Annotated in this window: 13 protein-coding genes and 11 pseudogenes; 16 read left to right on the top strand and 8 right to left on the bottom strand. The window is 71.5% G+C overall.

Annotated features, from left to right (window positions below; genetic code table 11):
* Positions 1–70: 70 nt before the first annotated feature.
* The 10 genes and pseudogenes from WKH84_RS21095 (at position 71) to WKH84_RS21050 (ending at position 6,554) form a co-directional block, all read left to right on the top strand.
* Entirely contained in the window at positions 71–508 is a 438-nt protein-coding gene (locus WKH84_RS21095) for a helix-turn-helix domain-containing protein (RefSeq protein WP_341854994.1), read from the top strand.
* Positions 487–735: a hypothetical protein gene (locus tag WKH84_RS21090; RefSeq protein ID WP_341854993.1), complete on the top strand. Its 249-nt coding sequence runs from the start codon at positions 487–489 to the stop codon at positions 733–735. The genes WKH84_RS21095 and WKH84_RS21090 overlap by 22 nt, the downstream gene beginning before the upstream one ends.
* A gap of 134 nt (positions 736–869) precedes the next feature.
* Entirely contained in the window at positions 870–1,091 is a 222-nt protein-coding gene (locus WKH84_RS21085; RefSeq protein ID WP_341856996.1) for a DUF3107 domain-containing protein, read from the top strand.
* A gap of 341 nt (positions 1,092–1,432) precedes the next feature.
* Complete coding sequence (locus WKH84_RS21080; protein WP_341854992.1) at positions 1,433–1,750, top strand: hypothetical protein; 318 nt, start codon at positions 1,433–1,435, stop codon at positions 1,748–1,750.
* A complete protein-coding gene (locus WKH84_RS21075) occupies positions 1,747–2,874 on the top strand; it encodes a metallophosphoesterase family protein (protein WP_341854991.1) in 1,128 nt (375 codons plus the stop codon). Before WKH84_RS21080 ends, WKH84_RS21075 begins: the two co-directional genes overlap by 4 nt.
* Before the next feature lie 241 nt (positions 2,875–3,115).
* Positions 3,116–3,889: pseudogene (locus WKH84_RS21070) on the top strand (DDE-type integrase/transposase/recombinase); the annotation flags it as partial.
* A gap of 72 nt (positions 3,890–3,961) precedes the next feature.
* A pseudogene (locus tag WKH84_RS21065) lies at positions 3,962–5,310 on the top strand (IS30 family transposase).
* Positions 5,311–5,314: 4 nt separating this feature from the next.
* Positions 5,315–5,643 (top strand): annotated as a pseudogene (locus WKH84_RS21060) (hypothetical protein); the annotation flags it as partial.
* Positions 5,644–5,658: 15 nt separating this feature from the next.
* Positions 5,659–6,123 carry a glutathione peroxidase gene (locus WKH84_RS21055; protein ID WP_341856995.1) on the top strand — a complete coding sequence of 155 codons (465 nt, stop codon included), beginning with the start codon at positions 5,659–5,661 and terminating at the stop codon, positions 6,121–6,123.
* Positions 6,116–6,554: pseudogene (locus tag WKH84_RS21050) on the top strand (MauE/DoxX family redox-associated membrane protein). The gene WKH84_RS21055 and the pseudogene WKH84_RS21050 overlap by 8 nt, the downstream one beginning before the upstream one ends.
* A gap of 16 nt (positions 6,555–6,570) precedes the next feature.
* Here the strand turns inward: WKH84_RS21050 and WKH84_RS21045 are convergent.
* Positions 6,571–6,876 carry a hypothetical protein gene (locus WKH84_RS21045; protein WP_341854990.1) on the bottom strand — a complete coding sequence of 102 codons (306 nt, stop codon included), beginning with the start codon at positions 6,874–6,876 and terminating at the stop codon, positions 6,571–6,573.
* 382 nt (positions 6,877–7,258) lie between these two features.
* Here WKH84_RS21045 and WKH84_RS21040 point away from each other — a divergent pair.
* Positions 7,259–8,981 (top strand): annotated as a pseudogene (locus WKH84_RS21040) (DEAD/DEAH box helicase); the annotation flags it as partial.
* A 176-nt stretch (positions 8,982–9,157) separates the two neighbouring features.
* Here WKH84_RS21040 and WKH84_RS21035 read toward each other — a convergent pair.
* Positions 9,158–10,042 (bottom strand): PHP domain-containing protein, encoded by an 885-nt coding sequence (locus WKH84_RS21035; protein WP_341854989.1) that lies wholly within the window; start codon positions 10,040–10,042, stop codon positions 9,158–9,160.
* 91 nt (positions 10,043–10,133) lie between these two features.
* On the opposite strand from WKH84_RS21035, the pseudogene WKH84_RS21030 reads away from it, so the two are divergent.
* The 4 genes and pseudogenes from WKH84_RS21030 to WKH84_RS21015 all read left to right on the top strand — a co-directional run bounded on the left by WKH84_RS21030 (position 10,134) and on the right by WKH84_RS21015 (position 14,727).
* Positions 10,134–11,625, top strand: a pseudogene (locus WKH84_RS21030) (aminopeptidase P family protein).
* Positions 11,622–12,957: pseudogene (locus WKH84_RS21025) on the top strand (CBS domain-containing protein). Before WKH84_RS21030 ends, WKH84_RS21025 begins: the two co-directional pseudogenes overlap by 4 nt.
* Positions 12,958–12,959: 2 nt before the next feature.
* The gene (locus WKH84_RS21020; protein WP_341854988.1) at positions 12,960–13,631 is read left to right on the top strand and encodes a DUF1003 domain-containing protein; all 672 of its coding nucleotides are present in this window, start codon (positions 12,960–12,962) and stop codon (positions 13,629–13,631) included.
* Positions 13,615–14,727: pseudogene (locus WKH84_RS21015) on the top strand (P-loop NTPase). The gene WKH84_RS21020 and the pseudogene WKH84_RS21015 overlap by 17 nt, the downstream one beginning before the upstream one ends.
* Positions 14,728–14,737: 10 nt before the next feature.
* On the opposite strand, the gene WKH84_RS21010 reads toward WKH84_RS21015, so the two are convergent.
* Positions 14,738–15,151, bottom strand: coding sequence for a twin-arginine translocase TatA/TatE family subunit (locus WKH84_RS21010; protein WP_341854987.1), 414 nt, complete (start codon positions 15,149–15,151; stop codon positions 14,738–14,740).
* 143 nt (positions 15,152–15,294) lie between these two features.
* On the opposite strand from WKH84_RS21010, the pseudogene WKH84_RS21005 reads away from it, so the two are divergent.
* Positions 15,295–15,956, top strand: a pseudogene (locus tag WKH84_RS21005) (class I SAM-dependent methyltransferase).
* A gap of 74 nt (positions 15,957–16,030) precedes the next feature.
* Here the strand turns inward: WKH84_RS21005 and WKH84_RS21000 are convergent.
* From WKH84_RS21000 to WKH84_RS20980, 5 genes and pseudogenes are all read right to left on the bottom strand, one after another.
* A pseudogene (locus tag WKH84_RS21000) lies at positions 16,031–16,186 on the bottom strand (DUF3117 domain-containing protein); the annotation flags it as partial.
* A gap of 88 nt (positions 16,187–16,274) precedes the next feature.
* Positions 16,275–16,448 (bottom strand): hypothetical protein, encoded by a 174-nt coding sequence (locus tag WKH84_RS20995; RefSeq protein WP_341854986.1) that lies wholly within the window; start codon positions 16,446–16,448, stop codon positions 16,275–16,277.
* The gene (locus tag WKH84_RS20990) at positions 16,445–17,248 is read right to left on the bottom strand and encodes a TIGR00730 family Rossman fold protein (protein WP_341854985.1); all 804 of its coding nucleotides are present in this window, start codon (positions 17,246–17,248) and stop codon (positions 16,445–16,447) included. The genes WKH84_RS20995 and WKH84_RS20990 overlap by 4 nt, the downstream gene beginning before the upstream one ends.
* A 46-nt stretch (positions 17,249–17,294) precedes the next feature.
* Positions 17,295–18,403: pseudogene (gene dapE / locus WKH84_RS20985) on the bottom strand (succinyl-diaminopimelate desuccinylase).
* Entirely contained in the window at positions 18,400–19,113 is a 714-nt protein-coding gene (locus WKH84_RS20980) for a hypothetical protein (protein ID WP_341854984.1), read from the bottom strand. The pseudogene dapE and the gene WKH84_RS20980 overlap by 4 nt, the downstream one beginning before the upstream one ends.
* Positions 19,114–19,128: the final 15 nt, after the last annotated feature.

Below are 19,128 nucleotides of genomic sequence, written 5' to 3'. Positions count from 1 at the left end.
GGACTCCGACGGCGGTACAGTGTGCGGGATCACCCGATATCCCTCATGTCGGATTCCGGAGGTTGACCTCATGTCCTCGCCCACCACCTCCCGGATGCCCCGCGAGCGGCGTCGCTCGCAGCCGCTGCGCCTGGCCACCGAGGTGTTCACCGAGAAGGGCTACCAGGCCACCTCGATGGACCACATCGCCGCCGCCGCCGGGGTCACCAAGCCCGTCCTCTACCAGCACTTCCGCTCGAAGGAGGCCCTCTACGTCGAGGTCCTCGACGTGATCGGCGAGTCGATGCTCGTCGAGGTCCGCGACATGGCCGGGCGCGGCGGCGACGCCGAGGACCGGGTCCGGCTCGGCATGCGACGCTTCTACGAGCTCATGTCGCTGAAGAACTCGCTGCGCCTGTTCACCGGCCACGAGGTCGTCTCCGACGAGGTCAAGGAGCGGGTCACCCGGATCCTCGACGAGATGTCGATCGAGCTGGCGGGGGTGTCTTGCTCTCGTATCGCGCGCTGAGCACCGGTCAGGCGAGGATCCTCGGCCGGGGCCTGATCGGCATCGCCCAGAGCACCGCCCAGCGGCTCCATGACGCCGCCGACGACGAGGAGCGAGACGAGATCCTCAGCACCGTGACCGCCGTGGTGGTCGACGGCCTGACGGGCTTCACACCGGTGGAGCAGGCCGGCGCCGAACGTGGGGACGCCGACGACCCGGCACCCGAGCAGGATGCCTCCCGCCTCTGAGCACCGGCTCGCCCCTCGCGGACGGGACGCGGTTCCGCCTGCGGCGTACGCGCGCCGGAGCGCACGGGGGTCCACGTAGACTCGCCATGAACAGCACTCCCGTCTCCGCCCGTGAGCGGAGGGAAGGTCAGGCCATGGAGATCCGCATCGGCATCCAGCACTCCCCCCGCGAGCTCGTGATCGAGTCCGACGAGAACGCCGAGGCGGTGCTCGAGCGCCTGGGCGCCGCGGTCGCCGACGGCGGCCCGGTCACCCTGGTGGACGACAAGGGCAAGAAGGTCCTGATCCCCGGTGCGAAGCTCGCCTACGCCGAGGTCTCCACCGAGGAGCCCCGCCGCGTCGGCTTCCTCGGCTGAGGACTTGACCACCCCCGAGGAGCCGGACCCCGCGGACGACGCCGCGGGAGCGGCGCGAGCGGGTGGGACCGGGTCCCCGGACGACGCCGGCCCCACCGGGACCGACGGGTCCGCGCAGGGCCGCGAGGTCGAGCACCCCGCGAAGTCGGCGCCGACGGACGAGGCGAGAGCCCGCCGTCGGCGCCGTCGGCGTGCCCGGGCGCCGCAGGTGACCGCCACCGCCGTGGTCGCGGTGCTCGGCGCGATGCTCGGGCCGCTGCTGGTGCCGGACTCGAAGGTCGAGGTCGGCCCGCTGACCGCCTCGGTGCACGTGCGCCCCTCCCTCTCCTCGGACACGGTGCTTGCTGTCGCCGCCGATCGGCGAGGTCTCCTTCGACACCCACACCGCGCCGGTGTCGATCGAGGCGCGGGTCAAGGGCGTCGACGTCGAGAAGGCCGAGGCGCTCTTCTCCTCCGACACCGGCTTCGCCGAGCCGCAGAACAGCGCCCCGGAGGCGATCACCGCGGCCGCGGCGCGCAATGCGGCGATGAACGCCCTGTTCGCGGCCGTCGGTGCGGGTCTCGCCGTCAGCCTCACCTTCCGCCGGGTGCGCCGTTCCCTGGTCGCGGGCGGCGCGCCGTCGCGCTGGTCGGCGTCTCCGTCGGCGCGACGGCGGTGACCTTCTCCCCCGCCGCCCTGACCCAGCCCCGCTTCGAGGGGTCGCTCTCCCAGGCCGCGTACATCGCGGACCTCGGCGAGGCGACCGCACAGGACTACGCGAGCTATCGCGACACCCTCGCGGAGTTCGTGGGGCAGGTCTCGGCGCTGTACATCGCGGCGGACAGCCTGCCCGTGGGCCTGGACCAGGAGAACCTGGTCACGGTGCCGCACGTCTCCGACATCCACGACAACCCGCAGGCGTTCGACGTGATCGAGCAGCTGCACACGCAGTTCGCGATCGACGCCGTGATCGACACCGGCGACATCGGCTCCTGGGGCACCCCGGTCGAGAACGAGCTGCTGCACCGGATCGGGACGCTGGACGTCCCCTACGTGTACATCAGCGGCAACCACGACGGCGCCGCGGCCGCGACCACCATCGAGGAGCGACCGAATGCCACCGTGGTCGACAACGAGGTGGTCGAGGTGGCGGGCCTGACGATCGCCGGGATCGGCGATCCCCGCTTCGCGGCCGACGACGACTCCGACATCGGCGCGGCTGGCGAGGAGGGCAAGGACGCGGTCGCCGCGAGCGCCTTCCAGCTCGGCGACACGATCGAGGCGCACGACGAGGCCCATCCCGAGGACCCCGTCGACCTGGCGCTGCTGCACGACCCGACCCAGCCCGACGGCCTCCTGGGCCGCGCCCCGCTGGTGCTCTCCGGCCACATGCACACCTCGAAGGTCGAGCTGGACCGGGAGGGCTCGGGCACCGATTGGCTGACGGCCGGTTCCACCGGCGGTGCCCTCGCCTCCGGAGGCGTCGCCCCGGTGCCGCAGGGCGAGGACCCGCTGGACCTCACCGCGCGGATGCTCTACTTCGACCGCGAGACCGGCCGCCTCGTCGCCTACGACGACATCACCATGGGTGGGCTGGGCCTGGTCTCCGTCTCGATCCACCGCTCCCAGATGCCGCAGGGGGACGCCGAGCTCGAGGTGCCCGAGGGCGCCGAGACCCCCGACGGCACGGTCCCGCCGGAGCAGGAGGTCGCCCCCGGCGAGGGCCTGCCGGACGAGGACCGCGTCACGCCCACCGACCCGGTGAGCCCCGCGCCGGGCGCGAGCGACGGCGGCGAGGGGTAGGAACCGGACCGACGACGCGACACGACCTAGAGCGGCTTCGAATCACCCTGAATCGGCCGTAGGGACTGCCGCATGGATAGGTGACATCTGATCTGGCTTGCCCGCAGGGCGGCCTGGAAGGATGTGCACCATGCCCGCTCCCTAACCCCAGGAGTTCCGCGACGTTGTCGTGCGAGTGGCCCGGTCCCGCGAGGACGGCATCACCATCGCGCAGATCGCGAAGGACTTCGGCGTCCACGAGATGACGCCGCACAAATGGATCCGCCAAGCCGATATCAACGATGGCAACCGGCCCGGCAAGAGCCGGGAGGAATCGGCCGAGCCGCGTGAGGCGCGCAAGCAGATCCGGCTGGTTCAGCAGGAGAACGGGGTCCTCCGCCGCGCCGCGCCTACCTCTCCCAGGCGAACCTGCCGGGAAAAAGCTCTACCCGCTCGTGAGCGAGCTCGCCGCCGACGGCATCCCCGTCGCGGTGTCCCTGCGGGTCCTCAAGCTCTCCTGTCAGTCCTACTACCGCTGGCGGAAACAACAGGTCACCCAGGCCGAGCTGATCGAGGCTTACCGTGCCAACGCCCTGCTGGACGCCCACGCCGACGACCCCGAGTACGGGTACCGGTTCCTGGTCGACGAGGCCGCGGAGGTGAGCGGACCGCGTGGAAGATCTGGCGGGACAACCAGTGGTGGTCCGCCTTCGGCAAGAAGCGCGGCAAGAACGGGGAGCGTCCCGGACCACCGGTCCACGACGACCTGGTCAAGCGCGACTTCTCCGCCGATGACGTCAACGAACTGTGGCTGACCGATATTACGGAGCACTGGACCGATGAGGGCAAGCTCTACCTCTGCGCGATCAAGGACGTGTTCTCCGGCCGGATCGTCGGCTACTCGATCAGCGACCGGATGAAGGCCCGCCTTGCGGTGAACGCCCTGGACAACGCGGTATCGCGTCGTCGCGATGCCGCCGGATGCATCGTGCACTCGGACCGCGGGTCCCAGGGTGGATTCAACTGGTGGACGCAACACCTCAGGTCGAGGAGGGTGTTGATGGGACGACCAGCTGGATGGCTGAAGGAACTCACGGGCCGGTCGGCGATGATCTCGCCAGGCGCCCCGAAGACGCGCCGCAAAGATCGAACGCAGGTTCTGGAAAGAGATAGCGACGGGACGCTCCTCGGAGGACGCACCGGGAAGGTGGGCGTGTCTGCGACCGTCGGGGCACGCTGGTTCCGACAAGGTGGCGGCATGAGGACGATCGAACTCACCGAGCCTGGCGGACGTTATCTGTCGTTTCCTGAGCGGGAGGAGATCGCTGTCCTGCACGCTCAGCAGGTGGGCGTGCGCGAGATCGCGCGCAGGATCAACCGCGACCCGGCCACGATCTCGCGCGAGCGCGTCGAAACGCCGCTACCCGCGGCGGGAAGCTGGAGTACCGGGCCTCGGTCGCGCAGTGGAAGGCGGAGCTGATGGCGCGGAGGCCGAAGACCGCGAAGCTGGTCGCGAACCCGAAACTACGGAACTACGTCCAGGACCGGCTCAGCGGCGATGTGTGCCATCCAGATGGGTCGATCGTGGCCGGGCCGGACGTACCGGCGTGGAAGGGCAGGTCGAAGCCACGCCGGGCCGACCGGCGGTGGGTCACGGCGTGGAGTCCGGAGCAGATCTCACACCGGCTTGAGATCGACTACCCCGAGGATGAGTCCATGCGTATCAGTCACGAGGCGATCTACCAGTCCCTGTTCATCGAGGGCCGGGGCGCGCTCAAGCGAGAACTGGTCGCCTGCCTGCGCACCGGCCGATCTCTGCGGGCGCCCCGAGCCCGGTCGAAGAACAAGCCTCAAGGGCACGTGACCGAGGATGTGGTCCTCAGTGAACGCCCCGCCGAAGCCGCTGACCGCGCCGTGCCAGGACACTGGGAAGGTGACCTGATCATCGGCACGAACCGGTCCGCGATCGGTACCGTCATTGAGCGCAAGAGCCGAGCCACGTTGCTGGTGCACCTGCCTCGGCTGGACGGCTACGGGCAGACACCGCGGGTCAAGAACGGTCCCGCCCTGGCCGGCTACGGCGCTGTGGCGATGAACGCCGCTTTGACTGCCTCGATGACGACCCTGCCGCGACAGTTGCGCAAGACGCTGACCTGGGACCGCGGCAAGGAGCTGTCTGGGCATGCGCAGTTCACTGTGGAGACGGGCACGAAGGTGTTCTTCGCCGATCCCCACTCGCCGTGGCAGAGGCCCACGAACGAGAACACGAACGGGTCGCTACGTCAGTACTTCCCGAAGGGTACCGATCTCTCACGCTGGACTGTGCAGGACCTCGAAGCGGTCGCGCTGGCAGTCAACAATCGTCCCCGGAAGGTCCTCGGCTGGAAGTCTCCAGCTGAGGTGTTCGCCGAGCGACTACAGTCACTCGAGCAAGAGGGTGTTGCATCCACCGATTGAATCCACCCAGTTCCGGTCACGGAAATTCGTCCACGCCCTGAACCGTCACCACCTCATCGGATCGATGGGGAAAGTCGGCGCCGCCGGGGACAACGCCGCGATGGAGTCTTTCTTCGCGCTACTGCAGAAGAACGTCCTGGACCGCAGGCGGTGGCGGGCTCGAGAAGAGCCGCGGATCGCGATCATCACCTGGATCGAGAAGAGTCGCGGATCGCGATCATCACCTGGATCGAGAGGACCTACCACCGGCGTCGTCGACAGGCCCGCCTGGGCCGATTGACGCCCATCGAATACGAGACCATCATGAACCCCGCCGTGGGCCTCGCGGCCTGACACCCCAACTGTCACCTGATCGTGCGGCAGTCCCGTGAGCTCTCGGGAGGCGGGGTCGCACTAGTGGTCAACGTCGCCTCCCGATGCGGACTCGCTCCGCAGTACGAGCGACTCGAGGATCTACAACGTCGCTACCGCGATCGAAGGTTCACGGTGATCGGCTTCCCGAGCAACCAGTTCCTGCAGGAGCTAGGCTCGTCGGAGGCGATCGCCGACTACTGCTCGGCGACGTGGGGAGTGACGTTCCCGATGGCCGAGAAGGTTCGGGTCAACGGGAGGAACGCGCACCCTCTGTACAAGCGACTCACGACCCTCGCGGACGCCAACGGTAAGTCAGGCAAGGTGACATGGAACTTTGAGAAGTTCCTTGTCCATCCCGACGGCCGCGTCAAGCGTTTCCGACCACGCACCACCCCAGATTCTCCCGAAATCCTCGCCGCTATCGAAGAATGGACAGCCGATGAACACGCACATGAGTGACGCCCACCCCGTGCACCGCGGCCGGGCCCGCACAGCGGTACGTTTGCTGCTTGGCTCAGCCCTTACCTACGCCGGTGTCACCCACCTGACATCCGCTCGTGAAGAGTTCCGCGCACAGGTGCCGTCCTGGGTACCGGTCAGCGAAGACGCGACCGTCCTTGCTTCCGGCGTCACTGAAATCGCACTCGGCGCGGCCCTTCTCAGTGGACGACGGCGGCGCGTGGTTGGCGGTGTGGTCGCGGCCTTCTTCGTAGCAGTCTTCCCGGGCAATGTGGCGCAGTGGCGGAACAAACGTGACGGCTTCGGCCTCGACACGGATAGGAAGAGGCTCGCTTCGTCTTCCGTTCCAGATTCCCCTCATCGTCGGCGCGCTGTGGTCTACCCGAGGGCGCAGGCCAGTCCGTCACCCTTCGCCTGAGCAGAGCGTATGAGCGCGGCTTTTCGGGCTCATCGCATTTGAGGGTGTCGAAGGGGTCGGAATCCGCCGGTGTCGAGCAGTGAGCGGATGATGCAGTCCCGCGTCGCGTGGACCACCAGATCGATCCCCGGCCACGCCCCCGCATGGGTCGCCGCGGACCCCTCCAGCACCGGGGCAGGCAGCGAGCCCTCCCACGCCACCGCCACCGACGCGTCCTCGCCCGCAGCGACCTCCGCCACCGGGGCCGGCTCCGCGCTCGACCCCTCGACCTCCCCGGCCAGCACCACCCCGTCCGGCACCGCGGCCGGCGCGATCGACCCGTCCTCCTGCTCCACCAGCGTGGTGTCGTACTCCTGCCACGCACCACGCACTCACCAGGGCACGGCGGTACCACCGACCGAACACAGGGATCTCCAACGGAGGAACTCGTCGCCCACTCGCAGCACCCACGCCGCTCCACCCCTCCGACGCCGGAGAGCCAGCACATCATGCAGTCAACGATCAGCTACCGCACAGAAACCTCGGTCACGGAACGATCACGATTCCTCACTCCCGTCCGGGACTGCCAAAGGCCCTTCCCGAGCGGCCGGTGTGGGCGGTTCGACCCGTTCGTCACCTTCCGGACCTCGGTTCGGGCCCGGGGGCTACCATGGCCGTGCACATCCATGACCAGAGAGTTGAACGGTGCCTGAAACGATCCCGCACACCGATGAGGCCGTGTCGGCCTCCCCCGCCGTCGAGCAGAGCTCCGGCACCACCGACCCGCAGCAGACCTTCGCCGACTTCGACGTCCGCGCCGACATCGTCGAGGCCCTTGCGGCCAAGGGCATCACCACGCCCTTCCCGATCCAGGCGCTGACCCTCCCGGTCGCGCTCCGCGGCCGCGACATCATCGGCCAGGCCAAGACCGGCACGGGCAAGACCCTCGGCTTCGGCATCCCGCTGCTGCAGAGCTCCGTCGCCCCCGGCGAGCCCAACCCCGACGACCGCCCGATCGGGAAGCCGCAGGCCCTCGTGGTCTTCGCCCACCCGCGAGCTCGCGGTGCAGGTCGCCCACGACCTCGAGACCGCCTCGGCGAAGCGCCCGATCCGGATCCTCACCGTCTATGGCGGCCGCGCCTACGAGCCGCAGATCGAGGCGCTCGAGAAGGGCGTCGAGGTGGTCGTCGGCACGCCGGGCCGCCTCATCGACCTGATGCGCCAGAAGCACCTGGACCTTTCCCAGGTGCGCACCGCGGTGCTCGACGAGGCCGACGAGATGCTCGACCTCGGCTTCCTCGAGGACATCGAAAAGCCGCTCCAGGCGGTCCCCAGCAACCGTCAGACGATGCTGTTCTCCGCCACGATGCCGGGACCGATCATGGCGCTGGCACGGCGGTTCATGAAGCGACCCACCCACATCCGCGCCCACGACCCCGGCGACGAGTCCCGCACCAAGGCGGACATCAAGCAGGTCGTCTACCGCGCCCACCAGCTCGACAAGATCGAGGTGATGGCCCGCGTCTTTGCAGGCCCGCGGCCGCGGCCTGACGATCATCTTCATGCGCACCAAGCGCCAGGCCGACCGGGTGGCCGGCGACCTCGCCGACCGCGGTTTCGCCGCCGCTCCCCTGCACGGCGACCTCGGCCAGGGCGCCCGCGAGCAGGCGCCGCGCGCCTTCCGCAACGGGAAGATAGACGTGCTGGTCGCGACCGACGTCGCTGCGCGCGGCATCGACGTCACCGACGTCACCCACGTCGTGAACTGGAACTGCCCCGACGACGACAAGACCTACCTCCACCGCACCGGCCGCACCGGCCGCGCGGGGAAGAAGGGCACCGCGATCACCTTCGTGGACTGGGAGGACCTGGCGCGCTGGGCTCTCATCGCCCGTCAGCTGGGGCTGGAGTCGACCGAGGCGGTGGAGACCTACTCGACCTCCGACCATCTCTTCACCGATCTCGACATCCCCACCGACGCCAAGGGCAACCTGCCGAAGGACAAGCGCACCCGCAAGGGCCTGGACGCGGAGGAGATCGAGGACCTCGGCGGTCCCGACTCGGCCGGTCGCCCCCGCGCGAGGGCGGGCGCGGCGGTCGTGACTTCGGACGCGGTGGTCGGGACGGCGGCCGTGGCGGTCGCGACGGAGGCCGTGGGAGCGGCGCGGGCCGCTCCCGGGGCGGGCGTCGCAGCAGGGACGAGGAGTCCCACGAGCAGACGGCCGACACCGAGAGCAGCGGCCGCACTCGTGGTGAGCAGGACGGCGAGAAGCCGCGCCGCACCCGCTCGCGCTCCCGCACCCGCCGCGTGAACGGCGAGGTGGTCGCCGAGCAGAGCACCGGCGCCGAGTCGTCCTCGACCGGTCCCGAGGACAAGGGCGGCTCCTCCGAGTCCGCCGGCGGCTCCTCGAACCGTCGTCGCCGCTCGCGCGGCGGTCGCGGTCGCGACCGCGGGGGTCGTCGAACAGCGGCTCCTCGAACGGCGGCGGCTCCGAGAGCTGAGTCCTCCGACCTGACCGACGGGCTCCGACACGATCGATCGTGTCGGAGCCCGTCGGCGTTCAGCGCCCACGCCGTCAGGGCGGCACGGGAAGGGCCGAACGGCCCGCTTCGCGTGCGAGCAGAGCGAGCGCAGGCTCAGGGCCTGATGACGCGAGTCCCGCTCGTCGCGCGACGCTCGATCTCCGCGAGCACCGCCGGGTCGGTGAGGTTCTCCGCGAGCAGGTTCGGCTTGCCGGTGCCGTGGAAGTCGCCGCCGCCGGTGACCAGCAGGTCGTGCCGCTCGGCGAAGCTCTGCAACCGCTCCCGCTCCGCGTCGTCGTGCTCGCGGTGGTGCACCTCCACACCGTCGAGCCCTGCCTCCACGAGCTCCTCGAGCGGCTCGACCGGCAGGTCGTCGTCGCGGGTGACCGAGCCGGGATGTGCGATCACGGAGACGCCGCCGGCCTCCCGGATCGCGGCGACCGCCTCGAGCGGGGAGGGCGCGTAATAGGGCACGTAGTACGGGCCGGAGCCGCGTAGGATCTCCGCGAACGCGGCCGACCGGTCGGGCACCACACCGGCCGCGACGAGGGCGTCGGCGATGTGGGGTCGGCCGATCACCGTCTCCTCCCCCGCCACCTGAGCGAGCACGTCGTCCCAGGTGACGGGGTGATCGCGGCCGATCAGCTCGACCATCCGCCGGGCCCGCTCGATGCGGGAGGAGCGCGCCTCCGCCATCTCGGCGGCCAGGGCCGTGCCCTCGGAGGGGTCCACCAGCAGGGCCAGCAGGTGCACGCTGCGGTGCCCGTGCTCGGAGGAGACCTCGATCCCTGGTACGGCCGCGACACCGGTGGCGGCGACCGCGGCGGGCGGCTGCGGCCAGCCCTCGACGGTGTCGTGGTCGGTCAGGGCCAGCACGTCCAGCCCGACCGCCTGGGCCTGCGCGAAGAGGTCCGGCACCGACGTCGTCCCGTCCGAGCACGTGCTGTGCCCGTGGAGATCGATGCGCCGCCTCGCGCCGGAGTAGGACCGCTCACTCATGCGCCCAGGGTAGACCGAGGCGTGAGAACATCGTGGGGTGAGCACCGAGAACAGCGACACCAGCACCGACGCCACCTCCAGCGAAGACGGTATGAAGGACCTCGCCTCGCGCGGTGACTCCCGCTCGCAGCGCCCCGACAGCGCGGCGTTCCGCGAGTTCATCGCCTCCGGCTGGGACGAGACGGTGCCGGACGCCGAGCGGCGCGAGTCCGCGGACTTCACGCCGGAGCGTCGTGACGCGCTGGTGCGTCGCTTGCCGGGGACGCGGCTGGTGCGCGCCCGCCGGTGTGCTGAAGGTGCGCTCGAACGACACCGACTACCCCTTCCGCCCCGACACCGCTTTCGCGTACTACTCGGGGCTGGGCACCGACGAGGAGCCCGACAGCGTGCTCGTCGTCGAGCCGTCGGCGGAGGACCCGACGGTCTCGGTCGCGACCTACTTCTTCCGGCCCCGCGCCGGCTTCGACTCCAACGAGTTCTACGCCGACTCCCGCTACGGCGAGATGTGGGTGGGCCGCCGCCCCACCCTCACCGAGGCCTCCCAGCGGCTCGGGATCGAGGTGCGCCACATCGACGAGCCGCGCGACCACCTCGCCAAGGACGTCGGCGCCCAGCTGTCGCTGTCGGTCGTGCCCGAGGTCGACGCGTCGATCGAGGCGATGGTCCAGGAGATCCGCTCCCAGAACGGTCTGCCCGGCGGGCAGGAGGCCGCCGCCGAGAACGCCGCCCTGCGCGAGGCGGCCAGCGAGGCCCGGCTGGTCAAGGACGAGTACGAGGTGCGCCAGATGCGTCTGGCCGTCGAGGCGACGGCGCGCGGCTTCGAGGACGTCATCCGCAACCTCCCCCAGGCCGTCGGCCATCCCCGCGGCGAGCGGGTCATCGAGGGCGTCTTCGCGGCGACCGCCCGCGCCGACGGCAACGGCGTCGGCTACGACACGATCGCCGCGGCCGGCGACCACGCCTGCACCCTCCACTGGACCCGCAACGACGGCGCCGTGCGGCCCGATGAGCTGGTGCTCGTCGACGCGGGTGTCGAGATCGACTCGCTCTACACCGCTGACGTGACCCGCACCCTCCCCGTCTCGGGCACCTTCTCGCCCGTGCGGCGCAAGGTCTACGACGCGGTGCTCGAGGCCTCTGATGCGGCGTTCGCGGTCGCGCGCCCCGGACTGCGCTTCCGCGAGCCGCACACCGCCGCGATGAAGGTCCTCGCCGCCCGCCTCGAGGAGTGGGGCCTGCTGCCCGGCACCGCCGAGGAGTCCCTCGCCCCCGAGGGTCAGTGGCACCGGCGCTGGATGCCGCACGGCACCAGTCACCACCTCGGCATGGATGTGCACGACTGCGCCCAGGCCCGCCGCGAGATGTACCTCGACGCGGAGCTGGTGCCCGGGATGGTCTTCACGATCGAGCCGGGCCTGTACTTCAAGGAGAACGACCTGCTGGTCCCCGAGGAGTCGCGCGGGATCGGCGTGCGCATCGAGGACGACGTCCTCGTCACCCAGGACGGGGTCGAGAACCTCTCCGCCGCGCCGCCCCGACGTGCCGAGGACGTCGAGGCCTGGATCGCCGAGCTGCGCTCGTGAGCACCTCCGCGCCGCCCCGCTTCTACGCCGCGAGGCTCGTCGGCACCTCCGTCTTCGACCCGATCGGGGACGCGGTGGCGACGGTCCGCGACGTGGTGGTGGTGCCGCAGACCCGCAGCAGCGACGCCCGCGCCGTCGGGTTCGTGGTCGAGGTCGCGGCGAAGCGGCGCGTGTTCCTGCCGATCACCCGGGTCACCTCCATCTCCCCCGGCCAGGTGATCTCGACCGGGGTGCTGAACGTGCGCCGCTTCGAGAAGCGCACCGGCGAGCCGCTGGTGCTCGGGGACCTGCTGGACCGGGTGGTGACCCTCTCCGACGGTTCCGGCGAGGCGACCGTGCTGGACATCGCCCTGGACCAGGACCGCCACCGCGACTGGACGATCTCGCGCCTGCATGTGCGCCGGCGCCGCGCGGGCGGGTCGCTGGGCCGGCTGGTCTCGCGCGGCGAGACGCTCACCGTCGACGTGCGCGAGGTGACGGGCCTCTTCGGCACGCAGGCGGAGCAGTCCGCCCACCTGCTCGCCGCCTCCTACCAGGACCTCAACCCCGCCGACCTCGCCGAGATCATCCAGGAGCTGGAGACCAAGCGCCGGATAGAGCTGGCCGGGGAGCTGGCCGACGAGCGGCTCGCCGACGTGCTCGAGGAGCCGCCCGAGGACATCCGCGTCGAGGTCGTCACGGGCCTGGACGCCAAGCGCGCCGCCGACGTGCTGGACGTGATGGACCCCGACGACGCGGCGGACCTCGTCCAGGAGCCGCCCGATGAGGTCGCCTCCCAACTGCTGAACCTGATGGAGCCCGAGGAGGCGGAGGACGTGCGCCGCCTGATGGCGTACGACGAGTACACCGCCGGCGGCATGATGACGACCGAGCCGCTGATCGTCTCGCCCGAGACCCCGGTGGCGCACTGCCTGGCGATGATCAGCCGCGAGGCGATCCACGCCGCGCTCGCCTCGACCGTGCACGTGTGCCGCTCCCCGCTCGAGACCCCGACCGGCCGCCTGCTCGGGATCGTGCACTTCCAGCAGTTGCTGCGGGAGCGGCCCGACCGTCCCGTCGGCGAGATCATCGACCAGGACCGGGTCGCCGTCTCCCCGACGGTGCCGCTGTCGACCGTGACGCGTGAGATGGCGACCTACAACCTCGTCTCCATCCCGGTGGTCGACGACGACGGACGCCTGCTCGGCGCGGTCACCGTCGACGACGTGCTCGACCACGTCGCCGCCCGACGACTGGCGCGAGCAGGACGACGAGCCCCCCGCGACGACCGGGCAGATCGACCTGTCCGAGATCGCGCGGGCCACCGCGCGCGACAGCGGTGAGGAGGGCTGAGGATGGCGGAGAAGAACGTCGACCCTCTCGACGACCCGGCGCCCCGGCGTCGCGGCCGCCTGCGCAACCCACTGCGCGGCGACGCCTTCGGACGCGCTGCGGAGGGCTTCGCGCGCATGATGGGCACTCCCGCCTTCCTGGTGGGCATGACCCTTTTCTGCGCGGTGTGGCTGACCTGGAACTCGCTCGCCCCGGAGTCCGCGCAGTTCGACCCGCGCGCCCTGAACTTCACCCTGCTCACCCTGATCCTCTCACTGCAGGCCTCCTACGCCGCTCCGCTGCTGCTGCTCGCGCAGAACCGGCAGGACGACCGCGACCGCGTCCAGGCCGAGCAGGACCGCCAGTCCAACGAGCGCAACCACGCCACCACCGACTTCATCACGCGCGAGATCGCCTCGCTGCGCCTCGCGCTCAACGACGTCGCCACGCGCGACTTCGTGCGCGGCGAGCGCGCGACCTCCTCCAGGAGCTCGAGGAGGCCGGGCCGGAGACGGACCGCCCCGAGGCGCCCGCGCTGGACGACCAGAGCCTCCGCGCGATCCTGCGCGAGGAGGTCGAGGCGGCGCTCGAGCGCCGCACCGGGAAGGAGCAGGACCCCCAGTGACCACACCGGAGACGCCCGCCCAGGGCGCGACCGAGGCCCCCGCCGACGAGCGCGTGGAGCGCATCCATGAGGCGCTGAGCGGGGTGATCGACCCCGAGATCCATCGCCCCATCACCGAGCTCGGCATGGTCGGTTCCGTGGACGTGGACGCCGAGGGCATCGCCCGCGTGCACGTGCTCGTCACGATCGAGGGTCGCCCCATGCGGGACCGGATCGAGCGCGAGACCGCCGAGGCGACCGCGACCGTGCCGGGTCTGTCCCGCGTCGAGGTGACCACCTCCGCGATGACCGAGGAGCACGCCGCGAGCTCACGAACCGCCTCCGCCAGGGGCGCCGCCAGATCCCCTTCAACCAGCCAGGCTCCCTCACCCGCATCTATGCGATCTCCTCCGGCAAGGGCGGGGTGGGCAAGTCCACCGTCACCGCGAACCTCGCCGCCGCGATGGCGGCCGACGGGTCGCGCGTCGGCGTGATCGACGCGGACATCCACGGCTTCTCGATGCCGGGCATGTTCGGGATCACCGAGCGACCCACGAAGGTCTCCGACCTGCTCATGCCGCCGGTCGGTCACGGCGTGGCCGTGATGAGCATCGGCATGTTCGTGCCCGAGGGGCAGGCCGTGGTGTGGCGCGGCCCGAAGATGCACCGCGCGATCGAGCAGTTCGCCTCCGACGTGTTCTGGGGCGACCTCGACGTGCTCCTGCTGGACCTCCCGCCCGGCACCGGCGACGTCGCGATCTCGGTCGCGCAGCCTGCTGCCCGGCGCGAAGATGGTCGTGGTGACCACGCCCCAGCAGTCCGCCGCCTCCGTCGCCGAGCGGGTCGGCTCCCTCGCCGCCTCCACCGAGCAGAAGATCGCCGGGGTCGTGGAGAACATGGCGGGACTGACCCTGCCCGACGGCTCCGTGATGGACGTCTTCGGCGGCGGCGGCGGCGACCGGGTCGCTACGACGCTCGCCGAGGCCGTCGGCGAGCAGGTGCCGGTGCTGGGCCGTGTGGGCCTGGACCCGGCGCCGCGCGAGGGCGCGGACCGAGGCGTACCGCTGGTCGTCTCCGATCCCGACTCCCCCACCGCGCAGGCGCTCACGGCCGTGGCGCGCTCGCTGACGCGGTCCCCGCGGGGCCTGGGCGGGATGAAGTCGCCGCTGTCCGTCGCGCGGCACTGAGCCGTTCGGCTCAGGTGGCCTCGTCGTCGAAGGGGGCGCGCTTGGGGCCCTCGTCCTTCGCGGCCGAGCCCGAGCGCTTCTTCGCGCTCTTCGCGGCGCCCGCCGCGGCCGCGCCGCCTGCCACGGACATGGCCTCCTTGCTGGGCAGCGGCTCCTCGATGTCGGTGTCGCCCCAGGCCTCGCGGATGATGCGGCGCGGATCGTACTGGCGCGGGTCGTACTTCTTGAGGTCCTCGATGGCGATGCCCATCTCGTCCTCGACCGTCGAGCGGGAGTCATCCACCCAGCGGCGCGCCTTGCGCACCCACTGGACCAGCGAACGGGTGACCTCGGGCGACCGCTGCGGGCCCACGATCACGAGGAACACGATGAGCAGGACGACGATCTCCCACCCGCCGAGGCCCATGAAGCCGGTGCCGCCCATTGTCCACCTATACGTCTCGAGGTCCGCTGCTGCGGGCCCATTATTGCATCGCGCCCCCTGGGAACGGCGCACGGACTGCGCGTCGCCCGCGCGGCTGTCGTAGGATCGGCCCGTTCACAGGCATGCGGCGAGAGGAAGCGGAGATGTCGTCGGGAAAGGTGGCCTCCTGGGCCCACGGCGAGGAGTTCGTCGACGAGGCGGACCTCTTCGCCGACGACGGCGTCCTGGCCCGCGCCCGCGAGCGCGGCAACGAGCTCGGCGCGCCGCCCGTGCGCCGGGAGCGGGCGCGCTGATGCGCCTGCTCGCCGCGGCGGTGCAGGCCCGCTCGGCGGTCGAGATCGGCACCGGCGCCGGCGTCGGCTCCCTGTACCTGCTCGCCGGGATGCACCCCGACGGGGTGCTCACCACGATCGACCCCGAGGTCGAGAACCAGCGCGCGGCGCGCGAGGCGTTCGCCGAGGCGCGGATCCGCACGCCGCGGGTGCGGACCATCGCCGGTCAGCCGCGCGACGTCGTCGGACGGCTCACCGATCACGCCTACGACCTGGTCGCCTTCCCCGCCCACGCCCCGCACGCGGAGGAGTCGCTCGAGCACGCCCGGCGCCTGCCGCGCCCGGGCGGCGTGCTGGTCATCCCCCACGCCCTCTTCCACGACCGGGTCGCGGACCCGGTCGCGCGCGATGCCACCACCCGGGCGGTGCGGGGCCTGCTCCGCGCGGTCTCCGAGGCGGAGGACCTCATCCCCGCGCTCACCGGCGGCGGCGACGGCGTGCTCGCCGCGGTGCACCGCCCTCGCCGGGGCTGAGAGCCGGCGCCCGGACAGCATCGGCCCCGCACCCGTCCAGCGGGTGCGGGGCCGATGCCGGCGGCGAGTCGCTTCTTGATCACGCCCTCCAGGGCGTCCCGCGACTCCACGGCTTCCGATGCGGCGATCTCGACGACCAGACGGCCGCCCCCCTCGAGCGGGACCCGCATGATGATGTCGCGCCCCTCCTCCACGACCTCGAGCGGACCGTCACCGGTGCGCGGCTTCATAGCAGCCCATGGCGTGCCTCCTAGATGTGTCGCTGCCCCTGAGTCGCTCCCCCGGACGGGGCCTCTGGCGCCGCGCGTACGGTGGCCATTATCTCAGGTCTTCGGGAGTGCTCGCACGCCACGTCCGACGAGTCGTCCGACGGGGCCGCTCCGGCAGGCCGATCCCGTCGCCGAGACGGCCCGTCGCCAACCCCACCATGAGCACCGCCACGACGACCGCCACCAGCAGCAGGAGCAAGACGATCGGGCCGACGGCGGTCACGAGGCGTCCACGACCTCGTCCTGCGCGGCGGTGCGGGCCTGCTCCGCCGCCGGAGCTTCGTCGCCGCCGCGGATCGCCTCGCCGAGCGCGGCCAGCGCCTCCTCGGCGGTGTCCACCACGCGCACGAGGTCCAGGTCGGCCAGGCTGATCATCCCGCGGTCCACGACCGCCGAGCCCACCCAGTCCAGCAGTCCCTGCCAGTAGTCGCGGCCCACCAGGATCACCGGGAAGAGGTCGATCTTGTGGGTCTGCATGAGGCACAGCGCCTCGAACAGCTCGTCGAAGGTGCCGAAGCCGCCGGGCATCACCACGAAGCCGCTGGAGTACTTCACGAACATGGTCTTGCGCGCGAAGAAGTAGCGGAAGTCGACGCCGAGGTCGACGTAGGGGTTCAGCCCCTGCTCGTGCGGCGACTCGATGCCGAGGCCGACGGAGACGCCGCCCGCCTCCTGCGCGCCGCGGTTGCCGGCCTCCATGATGCCGGGGCCGCCGCCGGTGATCACGGCATAGCCGCGCTCGGCGATGCCCGCGCCGATCCGCCGCGCGCACTCGTAATCGGGGTGTCCCTCGCCGAGGCGTGCGGAGCCGAAGATCGAGATCGCCGGGCCCAGCTCGGCCAGCGCCCCGAAGCCCTCGACGAACTCCGACTGGATCCGCAAGACCCGCCACGGATCGGAGTGCACCCAGGCTCCCGGCGCGGACTCCTCGAGCAGACGCTGGTCGGTGGTGCGGTCGGGCCGCTGGGCGCCGCGCGGCCTGACAGGGCCCTTGCGGTGGTGCTCTCGTTCCTCCGGTGTCATGCCGCGATCGTAACGGCCCGGGCTCCCGGGCGTCGGACCGCCGGGCTCAGGCCCCGAGCAGGTATCGCCGCAGTCCCTCGAGCGCGCGGGTGAGGTCGTCGACCGGGACGTGCTCGTCGTCGGTGTGGGCCAGCGGCGGGTCACCGGGCCCGAAGTTCACCGCCGGGGTGCCGAGGGCCGAGAAGCGGGAGACGTCGGTCCAGCCCTGCTTCGCGGCGAGCGGGACCTCTCCCCGAGCGCGGCGAGGAAGTCGCGGGCGGCGGCGGTGTCCAGGCCCGGCGGCCGCGCCGGGCGCCGCGTCGGTCACCTCGATCTCGAGGTCCAGGCCTGCGAGGACCTCGCGCACGTGCGCCTCGGCCTGCTCGACGCTCGTGTCCGGGGCGAAGCGGTAGTTCAGGGTGGCGCTCGCCCGGTCGGGGATGACGTTCCCGGCGATCCCGCCGGTGATCGCGACGGCGTTGAGGCACTCGCGGTACTCGAGCCCGTCGATCACCGCGCGGCGCGCCTCATAGGCGCGCGAGCCGCTCGAGCACCGGGGCGAGGTGGTGGATCGCGTTGTCGCCCACCCAGTCGCGGGCGGAGTGCGCGGCGACGCCGCGGGCGGTGACCTCGAGCTTCATGGTGCCCTTGCACCCGCCCTCGACCCCGGCCGAGGTGGGCTCGCCGAGGATCGCGAAGTCGGCCTCGAGGTGTTCGGGGTGCTCGGCGGCGAGGCGGGTGAGGGAGTTGTCGGCCGCGGCGACCTCCTCGTGGTCGTAGAACAGCCAGGTGAGGTCCATCGGCGCGTCGGCCGCCTCGACGGCGAGCTTCAGCATCACCGCGACCCCGCCCTTCATGTCGCAGCCGCCGCGGCCGACGAGCTCCTCGCGGCCCTCGCGGAGACGCCTCGAGGAGGGGAGGTTCGCGGCGACCGGGACGGTGTCGAGATGGCCGGCCAGCGAGACGCGACGGTCCCGGCCGTGATGGGTGCGAGCGATGACGGTGTCCCCGTCGCGCGAGCACCTCGAGGTGCGGGGCGTGCGCGGCCAGCGCCTGCTCGACGGCGTCGGCGAGCGCCTTCTCATTCCCGGAGACCGACTCGATGTCGACGATCGCGGCGGTGAGGTCGACGATGTCGGCCGACGGGTCCAGGGCGGGGGCGGTGCGCGTGCTCATGTGCGACATCGTGCCACGCCCGGATGGCGGCTCATTCCGCGGCGAGCGCTCCCCCGGCGCGGGCGAGGCGCACCGCGACCGCCTCGGCATGGCGCAGCAGAGCGCGGGGAGGTGCCCGGCTCGGCGGTGATCGCGGAGCCCGGCTGGGCGGTGGAGACGGGGATTCCCACGAGCAGGCGCCGCTCGTAGACGGTGTCGTCGGTGCCGATCGGGGCGTAGAGCCCGTCGACCGCGATGGAGCCGGTGAGCATGCGGCGGCGGGAGCCTCGGGAGGCCCAGTGGTCCTTCTGCGCCTCGCCGCGCTCGCGCCAGGCGCCGAGCAGGGCGGAGCGGTAGGCCGGCAGGTCCACGGGCGGCAGATGCGCCTCGAGCACCCCGTCGCACAGGGTCACGGCCCCGTCCCCGCCGCGCACCGCGAAGCGGCCCGCCTCCTCGTCGATGTCCAGGTGCATGCGCGGGCCGGTGAAGCGCACCAGCCCCGCCTCCTCGAGCGCGAGCACCTGCCGGGCGCGCAAGACGGGAGGGCCCGAGGCCCAGGAGGCGAAGGCGTTGCGGAGGTGGCCGTCGATGTCGCGGCGCACCGACTCGGTGGTGTACGCGCCGAGGTCGATGAGGCGGTTGACCTGCATCCGCAGCGCGAGGAGCACCCGGTGGACGAGCACCCAGGCGGGATCGGGCGCGGTCGCGGCGGTGAGCGCGGAGGCGAGCACCTCGCGGGTGCGACG

Source organism: Brachybacterium sp. GPGPB12, assembly GCF_038396325.1.
In the GTDB taxonomy this organism is placed as follows: Bacteria; Actinomycetota; Actinomycetes; order Actinomycetales; family Dermabacteraceae; genus Brachybacterium; species Brachybacterium conglomeratum.
This window is presented reverse-complemented; position numbering and strand designations above follow the sequence as displayed.

Bases quoted from the DNA above. Each gene is read 5' to 3' on its own strand.
- WKH84_RS21020 (WP_341854988.1), top strand. From the start codon at position 12,960: ATGGCGGAGAAGAACGTCGACCCTCTCGACGACCCGGCGCCCCGGCGT.
- WKH84_RS21035 (WP_341854989.1), bottom strand. From the start codon at position 10,042: ATGAGTGAGCGGTCCTACTCCGGCGCGAGGCGGCGCATCGATCTCCAC.
- WKH84_RS20990 (WP_341854985.1), bottom strand. From the start codon at position 17,248: ATGACACCGGAGGAACGAGAGCACCACCGCAAGGGCCCTGTCAGGCCG.
- WKH84_RS21010 (WP_341854987.1), bottom strand. From the start codon at position 15,151: ATGGGCGGCACCGGCTTCATGGGCCTCGGCGGGTGGGAGATCGTCGTC.
- WKH84_RS21085 (WP_341856996.1), top strand. From the start codon at position 870: ATGGAGATCCGCATCGGCATCCAGCACTCCCCCCGCGAGCTCGTGATC.
- WKH84_RS21095 (WP_341854994.1), top strand. From the start codon at position 71: ATGTCCTCGCCCACCACCTCCCGGATGCCCCGCGAGCGGCGTCGCTCG.